This is a genomic window from Cutibacterium sp. 37298, assembly GCF_023838685.1.
GTDB lineage: Bacteria > Actinomycetota > Actinomycetes > Propionibacteriales > Propionibacteriaceae > Cutibacterium > Cutibacterium acnes.
This window is the reverse complement of record NZ_JAJNRJ010000001.1, coordinates 783,368-800,805: the sequence shown is the minus strand read 5'-3', so window position 1 is coordinate 800,805 and position 17,438 is coordinate 783,368. Positions and strand designations below refer to the sequence as shown.

Annotated in this window: 17 protein-coding genes, 1 pseudogene and 1 riboswitch; of the genes and pseudogenes, 11 read left to right on the top strand and 7 right to left on the bottom strand. The window is 59.4% G+C overall.

Annotation, left to right across the window (positions count from 1 at the left end; genetic code table 11):
• Positions 1-92: 92 nt before the first annotated feature.
• The 9 genes from LRP59_RS03775 to LRP59_RS03735 all read left to right on the top strand — a co-directional run bounded on the left by LRP59_RS03775 (position 93) and on the right by LRP59_RS03735 (position 10,456).
• Complete coding sequence (locus tag LRP59_RS03775; RefSeq protein WP_002513071.1) at positions 93-2,198, top strand: RNA degradosome polyphosphate kinase; 2,106 nt, start codon at positions 93-95, stop codon at positions 2,196-2,198.
• 7 nt (positions 2,199-2,205) lie between these two features.
• The gene (locus LRP59_RS03770; protein ID WP_002513070.1) at positions 2,206-3,147 is read left to right on the top strand and encodes an NUDIX hydrolase; all 942 of its coding nucleotides are present in this window, start codon (positions 2,206-2,208) and stop codon (positions 3,145-3,147) included.
• A gap of 172 nt (positions 3,148-3,319) precedes the next feature.
• Positions 3,320-4,471 carry a phosphate ABC transporter substrate-binding protein PstS gene (gene pstS, locus LRP59_RS03765; RefSeq protein ID WP_002513069.1) on the top strand — a complete coding sequence of 384 codons (1,152 nt, stop codon included), beginning with the start codon at positions 3,320-3,322 and terminating at the stop codon, positions 4,469-4,471.
• A gap of 108 nt (positions 4,472-4,579) precedes the next feature.
• Entirely contained in the window at positions 4,580-5,584 is a 1,005-nt protein-coding gene (gene pstC, locus LRP59_RS03760; protein ID WP_002513068.1) for a phosphate ABC transporter permease subunit PstC, read from the top strand.
• Entirely contained in the window at positions 5,581-6,507 is a 927-nt protein-coding gene (gene pstA / locus LRP59_RS03755) for a phosphate ABC transporter permease PstA (protein WP_148378498.1), read from the top strand. Before pstC ends, pstA begins: the two co-directional genes overlap by 4 nt.
• 18 nt (positions 6,508-6,525) lie before the next feature.
• Positions 6,526-7,302, top strand: a complete 777-nt coding sequence (pstB, locus tag LRP59_RS03750) for a phosphate ABC transporter ATP-binding protein PstB (RefSeq protein WP_002513066.1) — start codon at positions 6,526-6,528, stop codon at positions 7,300-7,302.
• 226 nt (positions 7,303-7,528) lie between these two features.
• The gene (locus LRP59_RS03745; protein ID WP_002513065.1) at positions 7,529-8,416 is read left to right on the top strand and encodes a siderophore-interacting protein; all 888 of its coding nucleotides are present in this window, start codon (positions 7,529-7,531) and stop codon (positions 8,414-8,416) included.
• Positions 8,417-8,454: 38 nt separating this feature from the next.
• Positions 8,455-8,640, top strand: a riboswitch (cobalamin riboswitch).
• Between the two features lie 26 nt (positions 8,641-8,666).
• On the top strand, positions 8,667-9,701 hold the full coding sequence (locus LRP59_RS03740; RefSeq protein ID WP_002521154.1) for an iron ABC transporter permease: 1,035 nt from the start codon (positions 8,667-8,669) through the stop codon (positions 9,699-9,701).
• Positions 9,698-10,456, top strand: a complete 759-nt coding sequence (locus tag LRP59_RS03735; RefSeq protein ID WP_002513063.1) for an ABC transporter ATP-binding protein — start codon at positions 9,698-9,700, stop codon at positions 10,454-10,456. The genes LRP59_RS03740 and LRP59_RS03735 overlap by 4 nt, the downstream gene beginning before the upstream one ends.
• Before the next feature lie 22 nt (positions 10,457-10,478).
• Here LRP59_RS03735 and LRP59_RS03730 read toward each other — a convergent pair whose 3' ends face one another.
• Complete coding sequence (locus tag LRP59_RS03730; RefSeq protein WP_002533267.1) at positions 10,479-10,664, bottom strand: hypothetical protein; 186 nt, start codon at positions 10,662-10,664, stop codon at positions 10,479-10,481.
• Between LRP59_RS03730 and LRP59_RS03725 the strand changes: the two genes are divergently transcribed.
• On the top strand, positions 10,663-11,484 hold the full coding sequence (locus tag LRP59_RS03725) for an ABC transporter substrate-binding protein (RefSeq protein WP_002521152.1): 822 nt from the start codon (positions 10,663-10,665) through the stop codon (positions 11,482-11,484). The two genes, LRP59_RS03730 and LRP59_RS03725, sit on opposite strands and share 2 nt — an antisense overlap.
• 82 nt (positions 11,485-11,566) lie before the next feature.
• Here the strand turns inward: LRP59_RS03725 and LRP59_RS03720 are convergent.
• Both LRP59_RS03720 and LRP59_RS03715 read right to left on the bottom strand, forming a co-directional pair.
• Positions 11,567-12,967 (bottom strand): annotated as a pseudogene (locus tag LRP59_RS03720) (mycothione reductase).
• A gap of 111 nt (positions 12,968-13,078) precedes the next feature.
• Entirely contained in the window at positions 13,079-13,351 is a 273-nt protein-coding gene (locus LRP59_RS03715; protein ID WP_002521151.1) for a hypothetical protein, read from the bottom strand.
• On the opposite strand from LRP59_RS03715, the gene LRP59_RS03710 reads away from it, so the two are divergent.
• The gene (locus tag LRP59_RS03710; RefSeq protein WP_309240430.1) at positions 13,242-13,796 is read left to right on the top strand and encodes a DUF5134 domain-containing protein; all 555 of its coding nucleotides are present in this window, start codon (positions 13,242-13,244) and stop codon (positions 13,794-13,796) included. The two genes, LRP59_RS03715 and LRP59_RS03710, sit on opposite strands and share 110 nt — an antisense overlap.
• Before the next feature lie 49 nt (positions 13,797-13,845).
• Here LRP59_RS03710 and LRP59_RS03705 read toward each other — a convergent pair whose 3' ends face one another.
• The 4 genes from LRP59_RS03705 to LRP59_RS12210 all read right to left on the bottom strand — a co-directional run bounded on the left by LRP59_RS03705 (position 13,846) and on the right by LRP59_RS12210 (position 17,199).
• Positions 13,846-14,142, bottom strand: a complete 297-nt coding sequence (locus tag LRP59_RS03705; RefSeq protein ID WP_002513058.1) for a hypothetical protein — start codon at positions 14,140-14,142, stop codon at positions 13,846-13,848.
• Between the two features lie 36 nt (positions 14,143-14,178).
• Positions 14,179-14,805, bottom strand: a complete 627-nt coding sequence (locus LRP59_RS03700) for an ABC transporter ATP-binding protein (RefSeq protein WP_002533265.1) — start codon at positions 14,803-14,805, stop codon at positions 14,179-14,181.
• A gap of 35 nt (positions 14,806-14,840) precedes the next feature.
• Positions 14,841-16,892 carry an ABC transporter permease gene (locus tag LRP59_RS03695; protein ID WP_014604346.1) on the bottom strand — a complete coding sequence of 684 codons (2,052 nt, stop codon included), beginning with the start codon at positions 16,890-16,892 and terminating at the stop codon, positions 14,841-14,843.
• Between the two features lie 67 nt (positions 16,893-16,959).
• Complete coding sequence (locus LRP59_RS12210) at positions 16,960-17,199, bottom strand: lactococcin 972 family bacteriocin (protein WP_350357599.1); 240 nt, start codon at positions 17,197-17,199, stop codon at positions 16,960-16,962.
• Positions 17,200-17,438 lie beyond the last annotated feature (239 nt).

Genomic DNA, 17,438 nt, shown 5'->3' with positions numbered 1-17,438 from the left:
GTTGCACGCCCTGCAAGCGGACTCCGTCCGATAGATTGAATGCAGCTGCGCTCACCCAATGGTGAGCGGACGAATCTCCAAGGAGTGTGTCCATGGCCAAGAAACCCACCCCCGGGACTTCCCCGTCTTCTCCCGACGAGCTGCCGGAGGGTCGCTATAGCGATCGTGAGCTATCGTGGCTCGCCTTCAACGAACGGGTGCTGGATCTTGCGCGGGACGCCGAGCGCATCCCTCTGCTCGAGAGAGCGAAGTTTCTGGCCATCTTCTCGTCCAACCTCGATGAATTTTTCATGGTGCGAGTCGCCGGTCTCAAACGTCGTATCGACGCTGGAGTCGCCGTACCCTCCGTCGCTGGGATGCTACCCCGTGAGCTCCACGACGCCATTCTGGCCCGCACCCATGACCTAGTTTCTGAGCAGTCTCGGGTATTCGCTGAGGAGGTGCGCCCCGGGCTGGTCGATGAAGGCATTGAGATCCTGCGTTGGGCCGAGTTGTCCGATGACGAAAAGGGCCGCATGCGCACCTTGTTCTCGGAACGGATTTTCCCCATTCTTACCCCCTTAGCCGTCGACCCATCCCACCCCTTCCCGTACATTCGCGGCCTATCGATCAACCTGGCCGTTATGCTGGCGAATCCCATTACTGGCGCAGAGCAGTTCGCTCGGGTCAAAGTGCCGTCGGTGCTGCCTCGGCTGGTCAACCTGGGCGAGGGACGATTCCTTCCGCTAGAGGAAATCATCAGTCGTCACCTAGACCAACTGTTCACCGGCATGCACGTGCTGCAACACACCACCTTCCGCGTCACTCGAAACGAGGACCTCGAGGTCGAGGAGGATGACGCCGAGAACCTGCTGTTCGCTCTCGAGAAGGAGCTGCTGCGCCGCAAAGTGGGCCGCCCTCCGGTGCGATTGGAGGTCCAGGACGACATTTCCGCAGAGATGCTCGAGCTACTCACCCGTGAACTTGACATCAGGGACAAGGAGGTCTTCCGGCTGCCGGCCCCGCTGGACCTGACCGGCCTGTTCTCGCTGGCCGATGTCGACCGCGACGATCTGTCCTACCCGAACTTCCTGCCCATCACGCACCCGCACTTGGCCAAGGTGGAGACGGCTCGCCCAGCCGACATGTTTGCCGCGATTCGTCGTCGCGACGTGCTCGTCCATCACCCCTACGACTCCTTCGCCACCAGCGTGCAGCGGTTCATCGAGCAAGCTGCTCAAGACCCCCAGGTGCTGGCCATCAAACAAACCCTGTACCGCACTTCCGGCGACTCCCCCATCATTGACGCCCTCGTCGATGCCGCCGAGGCTGGCAAGCAGGTGCTGGCGGTCGTGGAGATTAAGGCGAGGTTCGACGAACAGGCCAACATCACCTGGGCCCGACTGCTGGAACGGGCCGGAGTCCACGTCGTCTACGGCATGGTGGGCCTCAAGACCCACTGCAAGTTGGCCATGGTAATCCGCGACGAGGGCGAAGGGTTGCGCCGCTACGCCCACATCGGCACCGGAAACTACAACCCCAAGACGGCTCGCCAGTACGAGGACCTCGGTCTACTAACCTCCAACCCGATCATTACCGAAGACGTCGCGAGGCTGTTTAATCACCTGTCCGGGATGACGGCCGAGAAACGTTACCGCCGTCTCCTGGTAGCCCCTGAAAGCATCCGGAGCGGCATCATCGACGCGATTGAGCACGAGATCGACAATAAGAAGGCTGGGTTGCCTGCCGGAGTGCGGATCAAGGTCAACTCCATCGTCGATGAGCGCGTCATCGACGCCCTTTACCGCGCCTCCCGCGCCGGTGTTCCAGTAGACCTGTGGGTACGTGGTATTTGCTCTATCAGACCAGGGGTTCCCGGGCTCAGTGAGAACATCCGGGTCATCTCTATCCTGGGCCGGTTCCTAGAACACTCCCGCATCTTCTGGTTCGCCAACGGTGGTCGCCCGATGGTGGCAATCGGCTCAGCCGATCTCATGCACCGCAACCTGGACCGCCGGGTAGAAGCCCTTGTCGGCTTGTCCAACAAGCAGCACGTGGCGGAGGTTGAAGAGATGTTCGACATGGCCTTCGACCCAGGTACGGTGTCGTGGCACCTGCAGGATCGCACTTGGATCGAGGTGTCACGCGGACCGGATGGCATCCCCCTATCTGACTTACAAGAAGAACTCATCCGACGCACCCGCGACAGGAGGCGGTGAAACCGAGATGGGGGGACACAAGGGGCCTATCCAGGCAGCCGGCGCCGTCGTGCTACGCGACATTGATGACGGGGCTCGTGAAGTACTCGTCGTCCATCGTCCCAGTTACGACGACCTTTCCCTACCTAAGGGAAAACTCGAGCCTGGCGAGGATCTTCCTACCACTGCAGTGCGCGAAGTGGCCGAGGAAACCGGCATTAATATCCGGTTGACGATGCCTCTGCAACCCATCGAGTACACCGTCAAATACTCCACACGTGACGGCAAGCCAAAGTCGCGCGCCAAAGTCGTCTCCTGGTGGCTAGGGGTCGCCATCGGAGGGTCCATTGAGAATGCGACAGCCAGTCCTGAGGAGATCGATGGCGCCTTCTGGATGCCAACCGACCAGGCTCTTGAGCGCCTCACCTATCCCACCGACGTCCAGGTGCTCGAGGAGGCCCTCGACTTGCCGTCGACGTCAACAATCATCCTGGTACGACATGGTAAAGCTGTCTCACGCAAAGAGTGGAACTCCCGTAAGAGACACGGCAAAGACGCCACACGCCCGTTGGAAAGGCGCGGTCGCCGTCAGGCCAAGGCCTTGGCCGACTTGCTGAGCGCTTTTGGGGTGGCCCGCCTTGCAAGCTCATCATCGACGCGATGTATGCAAACTCTTCAGCCGTATGCCGACACCATTGGAGCGCAGATCACCGGGCTTGATGCTCTGAGCGAGGAGATACACGAAGCCGACCCCCACAAGACGGCGTCAGCTATGAGAAAAATTATTGGCCGCGCGTTGGCAAACCCCAACCAACCAATTGCCATTTGTGGCCATCGCCCGGTACTGCCGACGATGCGAGATGCCCTTGGCGGGGCGAATCGCCCTATGTCAACTGCGGAGTGCCTGATTGTTCACCTCGATGAAACGGGACGCACAATCCGCCAAGAGTGGCATTCGTCACGGTACTAAACCAGCAGGTCACAAACTGCGTCTTAGGCGATTTCCTTCGGTCAAAGTGGCGACGGTGTTCACGTTGCGTTCACCTTGACGCGATCCCTGCGACATTTCCAAACCCTAACGTCATCCCTGTACCAAGGACCGCAACGGCGGCCCCAGTACATCACTCGAAGAAGGATGTGCCGTGAATCGTTTCGCCAAAATCACTGCCCTGGCTGCTATCAGCGCCATCTCCCTCACCGCTTGTGGTGTCAATGGTGACAAGGGTTCCAGTTCTGCCTCGTCCTCCAAGACCACCTCGACTGCCAGCTCCGCCGCCCAGCCCAGCGGTTCCTCGGCTGACGCTGCCTCGTTCAAGCCCGCCTGCCCCGGTGGCAGCATCTCCGGTGCGGGTTCCTCGGCTCAGCTGAACGCCATCAACCAAGTTATTTCCGACTACAAGGCTGCCTGTTCCTCGGCAACCGTCAACTACTCCCCCACCGGCTCCGGCGCTGGCGTGAAGTCTTTCATCGGGAAGCAGACCGACTGGGCCGGTTCTGACTCCGTCCTCAACGCTGACAAGGGGGAGCCCGATAAGGCCAAGCAGCGCTGCAACGCCGACCCATGGCACCTCCCGATGGCTGCTGGCCCGATTGCCGTGGTCTACAACATCGACGGCGTCAAGGATCTGACCCTCTCCACCGCGACCCTCGCCAAGATTTTCTCCGGCGCCATCACAAACTGGAACGACGACGCCATCAAGAAGGAGAACCCGAAGGCCAAGCTGCCATCGGCCCAGATCGAGGTGTTCTACCGCAAGGACGAGTCGGGCACCACCGACAACTTCACCAAGTTCCTCAACAAGGCGGCCGGTGACATCTGGACTGAGAAGCACTCCAAGACATGGAAAGGTGCGGGCAAGGGCGCCGATAAGTCGGCCGGCATCGCCCAGGCTGTCAAGAGCACCAAGAACTCGATCTCGTACGACGAGTGGTCCTACGCTACAAAGAACAGCCTCGACATGGCCGCCATCGATAACGGAAACGGTCCGGTCAAGCTGACCGGTGAGTCTGCCGGTAAGGCCGTCTCGGCCGCTAAGGTCGTAGGGCAGGGCCATGACCTGCAGCTCGAGCTCCAGTACAAGAACACCCCGGCGGGCGTGTATCCGGCCGTTCTCGTAACCTACGAGATCGCTTGTTCCAAGGGCCAGGACTCCGGCAAGGCCGCGCTCTTGAAGGACTTCCTGTCCTTCTACGCTTCTGAGAGGGAGCAGAAGAAGATCCAGGACCTTGGTTACGCTCCGCTACCCTCCGACGTTGCTTCGAAGGTTCTGGGTTCCGCCCAGGCCCTCTCCTGATTGACTCTCTGCCCGGGGACAAGCGCCCCGGCGCGCCGGGGCGGGAGGACGCCAGTCGTCTTCCCGCCCCTCACCACGACACGACCATGATCGCGACGAAGGAAGCCCATGGCTGAAACCACATCGCCGGCACAGCGGAAACCCACGGCGGCATCCCGCATGAAGCCGGTGTCGCGGGTCGGGGACACGATTTTCGCTGGCGCCTCGTCGGTTATTGCCATAGCCCTGACCATCATCGTCATCCTGATGTTCGTCTTCCTCATGAAGACGGCAGCCCCAACATTGTTGGCTAACACCGATAACTTTTTCACGTCCCGGGCTTGGACAACGGATCAGAACCCGCCGGCCTTTGGTATCCAGGCCCTGCTATGGACGACAGTCATCTCATCCCTGCTTGCCCTGCTCATCGCAGTGCCACTCTCGGTGGGCATCGCTCTGTTTATCACCCAACTCGCACCCAGGAAGCTCGCTAGCCCGGTCGCGTTCGTCGTCGATTTGCTGGCGGCAGTCCCCTCGATCGTCTTCGGTCTGTGGGGCGGCATCGTCTTCGGATCGTCGGGAATCATCAACGGTTTACGCGGGGCCATAATCAAAGCGCTCGGCTGGATTCCGATCTTTTCCGAGGATCCGTCGTGGTCCTCGGCTACTGGCACGGTCTACCTTGCCAGTCTCGTCCTGGCCATCATGATCCTGCCAATTATCACTGCTGTTAGCCGCGACGTCATGGCCCAGACGCCCCATGATCAAGTCGAGGCCGCGCTCGCCCTCGGATCGACGCGCTGGGAGGTCATCAAGCTTGCAGTGCTCCCCCACTCGCGGTCCGGCATCATTTCCGGATCCATGTTGGGTCTAGGACGCGCCCTCGGCGAGACCCTGGCTGTCACCCTCATCCTGCAGACGATGAGCCCCATGGCGCTCAAACAGAACCTCAACCTGTCGATCTTCGTCGGTGGTGAGACATTCGCGTCGAAGATTGCCGGTAACTTCTCCGAGGCCATTAGCGATCCCACCTCGCTGGGTGCCCTCGTGGCGTCGGCCCTGGCCCTGCTCGTCATTACCTTCGTGGTCAACGCGACTGCCCGGTTGATTGCGGCGAAGGGGGTTAAGCGATGAGCGCCACCACCCCTGACCACATCACCCACCATGGCGACAACACGCCCGGACAGCTAGATCTCTCCCGCCCGTCTGGTAAACGGACTATCAAGAGCGGCTGCGCCTCAATATTCATGATCGTGGCCACCGTACTGGCTGTTATCCCACTGGCCTGGCTGCTCTTCGCGGCCGTCCGGCGCGGCATCGGATCACTATTCCACGCGTCGTGGTGGACCCACTCGATGGATCCCTCCTTCGACTTGGCCGAGCAGGGCGCCATCCACGCTATCGTCGGAACCCTTGAAATTGGCCTTATTACATCGATTATCTCGGTACCGATCGCTCTGATGACCGCGATCTTCCTAGTCGAGTACGCCCGCGGAACTAAGATCGCCAAGGTCATTAGCTTCGCCGTCGACGTGCTAACCGGTGTACCTTCAATCGTCGCGGCCCTCTTCGTCTTCGCCGTAGTCGTTACCACCTTCGGTGGCACCCAATCCGCGTGGGCCTCCTCGTTGGCCCTCATGATCCTCATGGTTCCGACGGTGCTGCGATCAACCGAGGAAATGCTCAAGCTCGTGCCAGACTCTTTGCGTGAGGCCTCCTTCGCCCTGGGCGTCTCCCAATGGAAAACGATCATGAAGGTCGTCTTGCCAACCTCCATGACTGGCATCCTCACCGGTATCGTGCTGGGCTTAGCTCGAGTTATGGGCGAAACGGCTCCGCTGATCGTGTTGCTGCAGTTCAACACCGAGTGGACCTTTAATCCGTCAACACCAAACTTCGCGACGCTGCCGACCGTCATCACTAACGCTTACACCCAGGGCGGCGTCGATACCCCGGTGGTGTGGGGAGCCGCTATTACCCTCATCATCCTGGTCATGGGACTCAACCTCATTGCCCGTCAGATCTCCCGCCGCTACATGCGCCGCATGGGCAAGTGACATGAAAGTGAGCTGCATATGGCAAAGCGCATCGAGACCAAAGACCTCGACATTTACTACGGGTCCTTCCACGCCGTCGAGTCGGTAAACCTGATCGTCGAGCCTCGCACTGTGACGGCCTTCATTGGCCCGTCCGGGTGTGGCAAGTCGACGGTGCTGCGGACCCTCAATCGCATGCACGAGGTCATTCCAGGTGCCTACTGCACCGGCAAGGTAGAGCTCGACGGGGTTGACCTGTACGGCAAAGGCGTCGACCCGGTGGCCGTGCGACGCAATGTTGGCATGGTCTTCCAGCGAGCCAACCCCTTCCCGGCAATGTCCATCCGAGATAACGTCGTAGCAGGGCTGAAGCTCAACGGCGTACGTGACAACAAGTTACTCGATGAGGCTTGTGAGAAGTCGCTACGCGGCGCCAACCTGTGGGACGAGGTCAAGGACCGCCTGGAGCGCTCCGGCGCTTCCCTTTCGGGTGGCCAGCAGCAACGACTGTGCATCGCCCGAGCCATTGCCGTCGAGCCCGAGGTCCTACTCATGGACGAGCCCTGCTCGGCCCTGGACCCGATCTCAACCCTAGCCATCGAGGATCTTGTCAGTGAGCTCAAGGAGCGCTTCACCGTGGTGATCGTAACCCACAACATGCAGCAGGCTGCCCGGGTTTCTGATCAGACCGCCTTCTTTAACCTGAAAGCTCAGGGAGAGCCCGGTCGTCTCGTCGAGATCGACACCACCGAACGAATTTTCTCCAACCCAAAGGAAAAAGCCACTGAGGATTACATCTCGGGCCGCTTCGGCTGAGAGACCTCGACAGCTCCATCACACCGCTGCGTTTCAACCAGCATGGCAACGAATGTCTCCGCGCTGACCTGACCGGCTTCCCCTTGCTCGATTCCTAATCTTAGGGTTGACTAACAGCGCCAGCACTCACCGGAGCTGCTCGCTGAACACCGCTGCCCCAGGATCATTAACGATCCGGAGACCGCCTCACCGATCGTCATTCCCCTCGAAATCCTGGAGACCCACCATGGCTGAGTACCGCCCCTACCTCATGAGGTTGTCGTCGCGAAGCCTCGTCGAGCCCAATTTCATCCGACTCATTCTCACCGGCGACGAGGTGCGATTCCCCCAGCCGTGCCTTGACCGGCGGATCAAACTGCTGTTCATCGGGGAGCATCCAAACCCGGCGCTCACCGATCCCAAGGTCGGAGACGGCTGGTACCAGCTCTGGCTCGACGATCCCGCCCGGCCCGAGATGCGCACGTACACCGTGCGCCGGGTGATAGAGAACGGCATCGTCATTGATGTCGCCTGCCACGACGGGGACGGCCCGGGGCACAGGTTTGCCACCAGTGCTCCGTTGGGCAGTCAGGTACTCGTCATCGGGTTGGACGCCACCGCCCCAGGAGCAGAGCAGACCGGTATCGATTTCCGCCCCGGGGATGCTAAACGGCTGCTGATCCTGGGTGACGACGCTGCTGCACCCGCAGTGTGCTCGATCCTGGAGCAACTGCCCACCCATGCGGCAAAGGTCGAGGCCGTGGTGGAGGTACCACAGCTGGCCCGGAAGATCGAAGCCGGCCCGGACGGCCACTGGACCGACTCGCGCGGCAATCGGATCAACATTAGGTGGCAGGAGCGGTTAGGCGAGCGAGGGGACTGTCTGGCCGAGGCCATCGAGGACCACCTGCATCGGTTCCCATTGCCGCGCTGCCAACAGGACTCTCCTGAGGAGGGACCCGACGATCTGTTGTGGGACACCCCTGCTAGCCCGCCGCAAGAGTTTTACTCGTGGATTGCCGGCGAGTCCACAATGGTGCGCCGCCTGCGACGGATCCTCGTCAACAATCACGGCGTCGATCGTCGTCACATCGCCTTCATGGGCTATTGGAGACATGGCAGCGCGGGGATGTGAGTGCGCCGGTTCAGCCAGATGAGGTAGTACTAAAGGCCAGATGAGGTAGTACTAAAGGTTGTGCTAAAGTACCGCCGTCCGACGCAGGGAACCCCGTGAGAATCGGGGACTGACGCGCAGCGGTAACGCAGACGGGCGAGTAGCAAGCCACTAGGAACAACCCGGGAAGGCGCTCGTTCGGATGATGCCAAGTCCGAAAACCTCCCGGACCACACTTACCCGACGGCCGCGCGACTCGGCCCCAACGAGGATGGCTTTCTTGGTTCGATCCCTGCATCGCCGCACACCAGTGCGATTCATTCTGCTGGTGGCGTTGCTCGTCCTCACCCCAGTGCTGTCTATCGCCTTCGGCGCCGCCCCAGTGCCCATAGGCCAGGTGCTCGGGGTCTTAGCCGATCACTGCGGACTACCAGTCCACCTCTCCTGGGACTCCATCACCGATGCCATCGTCTGGCAGAACCGAATGCCACGGATAGTCACTGGGCTGGGGGTAGGAGCGATCCTGGGAGCGGCCGGGGTGACCCTGCAAGCGGTGGTACGCAATCCGCTCGCTGAGCCGTATGTGTTGGGAGTCAGCGCCGGAGCGTCGTCGGGGGCTGCCACAGCAATCATCCTCGTCGGTATCTCCTCAACTTTCGGAGTGGCCGGCATGGCGTTTCTGGGAGCTCTTGCCTCAACCGCCATCGTGTTGTTCATGGGCGGCGGGCGCAACTCGTCGACCCTTCGCCTCATCCTGGCCGGACTCGCAGTGGGATTCGTGTTCCAAGCTCTCACCAACTTCATTATCTTCTCGTCCGACTCTCCCGAGACCGCCCGGGCGGTAATGTTCTGGACCCTCGGCGATCTGTCCCGGGCCAGCTGGGCCCAAGGGTGGACGAGCATCGTCGTGGCGGTCGTGCTCTCTATACTCTTGTGGATCTGTGCTCCGTGGCTCGACGCCCTGGCCTCCGGTGATTCCACAGCTACTGCAGTGGGAATCGACCCGGCGATGATCCGCGTTCTGCTCCTCGTCCCCGTTTCGGCCGGGGTCGCGATCGCCGTCGCGATTTCGGGCGGGATCGGTTTCGTCGGGTTAGTGATCCCCCACCTCATGCGCTCCTTCAGCGGACACGGCCACCGCCGTCTGGTCGTCTCCTCAGCGATTGCAGCAGCGATCTTCCTGGTGTGGGCTGACACGTTTTCCCGCACAGTCTTCAGCCCGGCGGAACTGCCGATCGGCGTCATCACCGGTCTACTCGGCGCACCCTTCCTGCTCGTACTCGTAAAGAGGGAGACGTTGGCATGATCAATGCCTCTCAGCTGGTAGTCCGCCGCGGGCAACGAATCGTTTTAGAGAACATCGATTTTTCCGCAGGCCAAGGGGTGACGGTGGGGGTCGTCGGCCCCAACGGTGCCGGAAAGTCCACGTTGCTGTCGGCCCTCTATCGCAACGTCTCGATCGCCTCGGGGCAGGTCACGGTCAGCGACCACGATCTAGCCTCGATGAGTCGACGGGAGATCGCCCGCGAGGTGGCCGTCGTCTCCCAGACCCCCGGTCCATCCTTACCACTGACAGTTCGAGACACCGTTGCCCTCGGTCGACTGCCGCACCGGTCCCTCATGGGATACGGGGACGCTGCAGATCGCAACATCGTCGAAGAGGCCCTAACCCGTACCGACCTCACCGACCTGGCTGACCGACTCGTCACCCAACTGTCTGGCGGGGAGCGTCAGCGGGTGCTCGTCGCTCGGGCCATTGCCCAACAAGCCGGCCATCTCCTTCTTGACGAACCCACCAATCACCTTGACATCGGCCATCAGTTCGCCCTGCTCGACCTCGTCCGAACCATCAAGGCAACCACCGTCATCGTGCTACATGACCTCAATCTGGCTGCCCGGGTATGCGACCAGCTGGTGCTCCTCGCCGAGAAGCATCTGGTCGCCACCGGCTCCTGCAAAGACGTCCTGCAGCCCGATCTGCTCTCGAAGGTCTATGAGGTGAACGTCGAACGGATCACCCACAACGGCCACATCCATCTTTTGTTTAACCCACCACGATGAAGGAGAACATCATGTCCACCCCTCACACTGGCCGTCGCGCGACTCGCATCACGGCAGCAGTCCTCACCGGCCTGTGCGCGATATCTATGAGCGCCTGCGCCGGATCATCGACCGAGAAGTCGTCCTCGTCCAGCTCGGGGCCAGCCCGCACTGTCATGAGCTGCAACGAGAAGCTCACCTTCACCAGCGTTCCCAAACGAGTCATCATGCTCGGCGACACCGACGCCTCCACCATGAATGCTCTCGGGGTGCTCAACCATGTCGTCGCACGGGCCGGTCGGATCAAGGAGGGGGCCTACGACGCCAAGACCCTTGCCAAGCTCAAGGCCATCCCAACAATCGCCTCGCAGGAGCTGAACACCGGCGGTGTCAAAGTGTCCACCGAGACGATCCTGGACCAACACGCTGACCTCGTCATCGGTTACGACACCGGGGTCGACCGCGACGCCCTGCGCAAGTCCGGCGTCAAAATGTACAGCACCGACGCCATGTGCACCGACAAGAAACCGCCGGCTCCCGCCACCTTCTCCCAGGTCAAGGACGAGGTGACCAAGGTCGGACAGATTTTTGACGTTCCGGATAAGGCAAAACAGGTCAACAAAGAGCTCGACGCCAAGATCTCCACAATCCAGAAGCAGACCGCTTCTGGGGCTAAAGCCAATGCCGTCGCCCTGTACATCACCCCGGGTAGCACCGAGTTTTACACCTACGGTTCTTCGAGCATGATTGAACCGATGTTTGCCGCCAACGGTCTGCGCAATATGTACCACTCAAACACCACGCGGGTCTTCGACGCCGACATGGAGGACCTCCTGCATAAGAACCCGGAGTGGATTGTGCTGTTGGCCGGTGATGGCGCGATGTCGAAGGTGGAACCGACCTTCCTATCCTTCAAGGGAGCCAAGGAGCTTAAGGCCGTCAAGAAAGGTCACGTGGTGACGATGTCCTTTGCGCTGACCGATCCCCCGACCCCGCTGACGATCACCGGCACCGAAAAGCTGCACGATCTCATCAAGGACAAGAAGTGACCACGATGAGTTCATGAGGGCGCACCGTCTCTCATCCCCGAATGCCCGCAGCGGAGCATTCGGGGATGCGGGCGGCGACCCGTCACCTCGTGGTATCCATTTCCTTGCCAAGCCCCAGCAGGGCACTTTCGACGACTTCAGAGAGGGCAGGATGGATCCAGTACTGCCCACGCGCCATTTCGTCGACCGTCTGCCCAACGCTCATCCCCTGAATACAGGTCTGAATGAGGGTGGACGCTTGGCGCCCAATGATGTGCGCCCCCAGCAAAGTCCTCGTCTGCGGATCTCCCAGCAGCTTGACGCAGTGCCCCTCGTCCTCCATGGCCCACCCATAGGCGACGTCCGCGTACTCCTGAAGGTACGCCGCGTAAGGAGTGTCGGATTGCAACAGTCCCTGCTCCGTGGCACCAACCGACGCCACCTGCGGATTCGAAAACACCGCGTGCGGCACGAAGCAATGATTAGAACTGCCAGATCGTCAGGATGCAACAGGTTGTGACGGACCACACGCGCCTCATGATTGGCCACGTGTTTGAGCTCCCAGGGGGGAGCACACGTCGCCTAGGGCCCAGATATGCTCAACGTTGGTGCGCTGGTGCTTATCGACCACCACGAACCCGTCGTCGTCAACGTCAACACCGGCCGCCGGCAGGTTAAGGCGATCCCCGTTGGAGACCCGACCGGTGGCATTGAGAACGACATCTGCCGGATAGTCGTAGTCGACCCCATCACTGTCGACGGTCAGCACCACCAGGTGACCGCCGGGGTCACGGTCAACACCCACCAGCCCCTCCACCATCCGCAGACGCACCCGGCGTCCCATCTGTTCAGTGAAGCGCTGCGAGATCTCGCGATCCTCGTGACGCAGCATCCGGCCAGAACGGTTGATAACGGTCACCTGGGACCCGAGCCCAGAGAAGATGTGAGCGAACTCCGCCGCGATAAGCCCGCCACCAAGGATCACCAGACGCTGCGGAAGCTCCGCTAGCCTCATGATGGTGTCGGAAGTGTGAATCAGCCCAGCCATGCTGGAATCGTCGAGACCAGGCACATCAGGCACTCGCGGACGCGATCCAGCCGCCAGGACAATCTGGTCAGCAGTAATACACCTGCCTCCCACCTCAAGGGTGTGTGCATCGATAAATGCCGCCTCGCCGGTATAAACGTCAATATTGTCTAGTCCCTGTCGGTAGGAAAGCCCGGCCTTAGATATGGAGTCGATCCGGCCAAAGATCCGGTCACGGATCGAGGCGAAAGATGCTCCGCGGAACTGCAGGTCTACTCCCACTCGGGCAGCCTCGGACGGCGAGGACGCAAAGTCCGCTGGGAGCACGAACATCTTCGTAGGTATGCAGCCGACGTTGAGGCAGGTGCCCCCAAACGCACCAGAATCAATGATCGCGGCGCGTCGATCTGCGAAGTCTTCATCCAGAATCGTGTTTCCCGACCCCGAACCGATGACGACGATGGCGTAATGCTCCATGTCACCGGTGTGTCATCCCGGGCCCACGCGAATCCCGTCAACCTGCTGCAGGCGCGGATCCAGTAATGTCGAGCAATGCCATGTAGGGTGATCGCCAGCCCCCAGCCGGTTTCACAGGAGCGGAATGTTCACCCTCACCTCAACGCTCGTCACCTTCATCGGGCTATTGATCCTCTTCGCCTGGTCACTCGTGTGGTCAGTACGAGATGCCATCAAAGCCCCCACTGTTGTGACACGAATTTCCACCTGGGTCCACGTCGTCATGGCCGTGACCATGATCCTCATGGTGCCGAAGTCATGGTGGAAACCCATTGTCCCTGCCATCGGCGGCCCCATTACCCCTGTTATCATCTTCGCCATATGCACCGCATGGATGGTGTTCATGGCCGCGTGGCGATCCTCGTGGTCGTCATGGGGTCACGCCGCGATGTTCGCAGCGATGGTCTGGCACCTGGCCGCGATGCGCAAGATGTCCTCGCTCATGACTGCCCTCCGGGATTCTGGCATGGGCCAGATGAATCACACGCACAGTGGCATGCATGGTCCCGGCATGCAGACGGCTACGAATGCTGCCATGCACGACTACGCCGTGGTCGGTGTTCCGCTTATCGTCGCCCTGCTAGCCATGGCCGTCGCCGGGCTATGGCGGGCCATCAGCGGCCGCGCGGAAAACCCAGGCAAGGCGCCCACCTGCCACGTAGTCGCTACCGAGCCCCTCGCAATCCGGCTCTCCGGGCTCGCTGACTTCGCCATGGCCTTCGGCATGGCGTGGATGAGCACCGGACTGTTGTCCCCCGTCATACCTTTCACGGCACACCTGCACCCCTGACCTGTGATCTGAGACCGGCAGGGGAGAACCCGAAGCCGGGGAACCACCATCACGCCGAGGAATCAGATCGTGACGAGACCACCGCGCTCACAACTGCCCAGATAAGGGAAACAACAATGCAGATCGTGATTGCCGCCCGCCCCAGACGTTCATGGTGATAAAACTGAGCCCATATTTCTGCGGCCACGACTCCGGACGCAGTGCCACCCACGATAACGCGACAAACTCTCGAGCGCGAAACCCTGACTTTCGGAAACGGCATCGCAACAACGATAGAGACGAGAGCGGAAATTCCCAAGAACACCAACAACTCGACCGCAAGATCAACAATTGTTTTGGTAGGCATCAAATTTTCCTTGTTAGGTCAAATAACGGGTGATCACTAGTCCAGGCAAAGACACTCATCACAGGCATCCCTCACCATGTCACTGTGAGTAGCAACAACTACCGTTGCACCTTGTTGCGCCATCTCACGAAGACTATCGATAACCATCTGGGCGTTTTCAGAGTCAAGGGCACCAGTCGGTTCATCAGCGAGAATGAGTGGAGGCTTCTTTGCCAAGAGCCTCGCCAGGGCGACCCGCTGCTGCTCGCCTCCACTGAGTCGATGGATCGGATCATTGCCGCGCCCCTCCAGGCCCACTTGACGCAGTTCCTCGTTAAAGTCATCACGCTTCCACGGCCACGCTCCATGTATGGCGTAATTCAAGTTCTGGCGAACGGTGGCGTGCTCAACCAATGCGTAGTTCTGGAATAAATAACCGAGGTCAGATTTCCGCATCCGTCGCCTCTGACGACCGCTTGCAGCAGCGACATCTTTACCATTCCAAAGGATACGCCCACCCGTTGGACGATCCAATGTTCCAAGGCAGTTCAACAGTGTCGATTTTCCCGAGCCACTCGAACCCACCACGGCTGTCATGCCTTCGCGCATGAACGTCCAGTTCAGCCCCTCCCACAACACTCTGGAGCCAAACGATTTGGCCAGCTCAGAGATTTCGAGCATCATCTACCTTTCGAAACGAGTTTCAAAAACTGTTCTAATCATTCCTCTGCAGCATGATGACGCACGATACCCCACCGCAGCCTATCGAGAAGCCCATACTGGAGCAGCACAACCAACAAGAACACCATGATGACGAACGCGAATTGAACCTTCGGAGCCATCAGGGCAAGCTCTCCGTATTTGTGCAGATCGTCAAGCACTGCGCCCTTGGGCCAGGAATACCAACACAATGCAGCAGCTGTGATCACATCAACCACAATTAGCATCGGTGCAATATCAACCAAGCGGTGGCCAGAGGTTGTCTGGATGAAGACCCTCTTAGAGTTTTGTCGGACATAGAGAAAAACCGCAGCGAGCGTGCAGAGCGGCAGGACAAGAAGCAGGCCCAGCAGCTCAATCAAGCCTTGATCCATTTTCCCTTGTTTGCTCGCCACGGACTCACTGACCACCTTGGCGGCAGGCCGCGAATCGCTGATCAGGGATGCGAAGTTGGGGGCTGATGCCAGGACCTCTGCCTGCCTGCGGGACTCCACGAAAAGGCCCTGCAGCGAAGTGACATAACCCTGCGAAGGTCTAAATGTGTTAGGATATACGATAATAATTGGATTTTTGACTCGAGAGATTCCCCTCCCGTACGTATTATAGTAGCGATCTGAACGCTTGACAAGAACCACGTGCGGAGCAACCCCCGGCTTCATTCCTGGGATGGCCCCATTGGAATGGACTACATTTTTCACATAGCCACTGACGATATCGAAGATTTTGGGGTTAGTGCCTGCTGGCACCAGCAGAGTCATGTTGTCCCGAACGATGTCGCGACTGAAGTCAACTGGCCGCCCGTTCAACATCGTGAAAGAATTCATCTTGAAGAACCCTGAACTCGCTTCGATCACCAGTGATTCCTGACCGTTCCCAAGCTGATCGGTGATTGAGTCCGAAGTATCCAGGTAGTAGGCTGGCGTCGCCTGATTCACAATGAATTCTCCACTGGAAAGCAGTCGAGTGAATTCAGGAACAGCTGACCCCTGGTGCTCAACGTCGTCGCCAACCCCCGCGTTGAATTGCAGCAATGAAAGTGTTTTCATAGCCCCCAGGTGGGCTTCTACCTGGCGCTGCTCTTGATAGTCGCTGACGCTACTCATCAATGCCATCAACAGCGAGACCATGGCTAGAATCAAGAAGGTTCGAAGCAAATACACAATGGGGAAAGTGGCGCCAAACCGAGTCTCTCCCTTGACCATTCCTAGAATGCTGGAACGACTCAGTATCCCATGAGCGAAGAATATTCCTAATGCACCAACGATGGTGAGAGCTGCCCAAATCGGGGTGAAAGCCAGCACCACTCTGCCGAACTGGTGCCCACCAAAGGCCACCCTGAACAACAGGAACATCCCCACGAGACCGAACACAGCTCCCGATAGCATGAGCTTCACCCACGTAAGGAGATCAACCAGCACCAGCCCTAGGCGAGACGACCCTTGCAAGAGTAAAACACCTACGGAGTGGCTCCGCGTCAGAACACATCCGCCAACAAGCAACAGGACGATCGCCGATGAAACCAGCATCAAGCGCCCGAACAAATCCTGGAAATCGGTGATCCAGTTCTGCCGAGAGTCCAGTTCCTCAAACCCTGTACTCCACCCGCGACTCTTGAAGTACGCGCTCGCCGTCGCTGCAGCCTCCTTCGAACGCCCTCCCATGAAATACAACCCAGCCACTTCTGTCTCAAAATCCCGTATATCGCCAGGATGATCCTTGAGGTTAAGTGGCTTTGCAACACAGGAATTCAGGCAAGGGTAGCCATTTTTCAACCATGTGGCAAATTCGGAGTTCTGCGAGGCGGGGTAGCCAGCGATAACACCAGCGCGCTTCGGGGTTCCCGCAACAAGAACATCGACATCGAACTCACGCGACCACTCCTCCATTTTCGAAGCTGGCCACGCTTTACCGACCATCGTGGATGGTCGCGCACCCACACCATACAATTCGACGTCGACCCCCATATAGGGGTCACGGGCGCCAGTCCAAATAAGACCGAAAGCCATATACAAAGACATCAGAACTGCTACGACCCTGCCAGCTTTCAGCATCTTTCCCCTCTTGGCGACTTACTGCAGCCTGGCACCCGAATCAGCACCAGGCCACAACATGTACAGTTCAGCAGGACCTGTAATACACTTCGCGTTTGCTGGTCACACCTTCCAGCTTAGAGTTAGCCCAGGAACTAGCCGGCTTACAACCGGAGTCACTCTTTCTACGGACACCCTCAGGCGTGTTCCCGAATGACGAAGCTGCATGCTTATTGTCAAGGTGCTTGTAGTTACTCCACACATTGGAACTACCGTAACCATGATCCCAGAAGGCACGGCAGTTGAAACCAAGCCAGTTACAGTCCATGTTATCTGTGGCAAAAGCAGGTGCCGCCGCTGCGACACCAGAGCCAATCGCGAGCGCCGCAGTAAGCACGACCCCGTGCACACGCCACTTGTTCCCGCGCAACATCATTGTTCCTTTCGCGGCCGAACCAGTGTCAGCCGCGAAAGGATGTTATAAAGTATCTACAGAAGCTGTCAAAACCTCGCGCCTGGCCTTCATCGTCGTGTAAACCACAATCGACGACAGCGCCACCAAGGCCC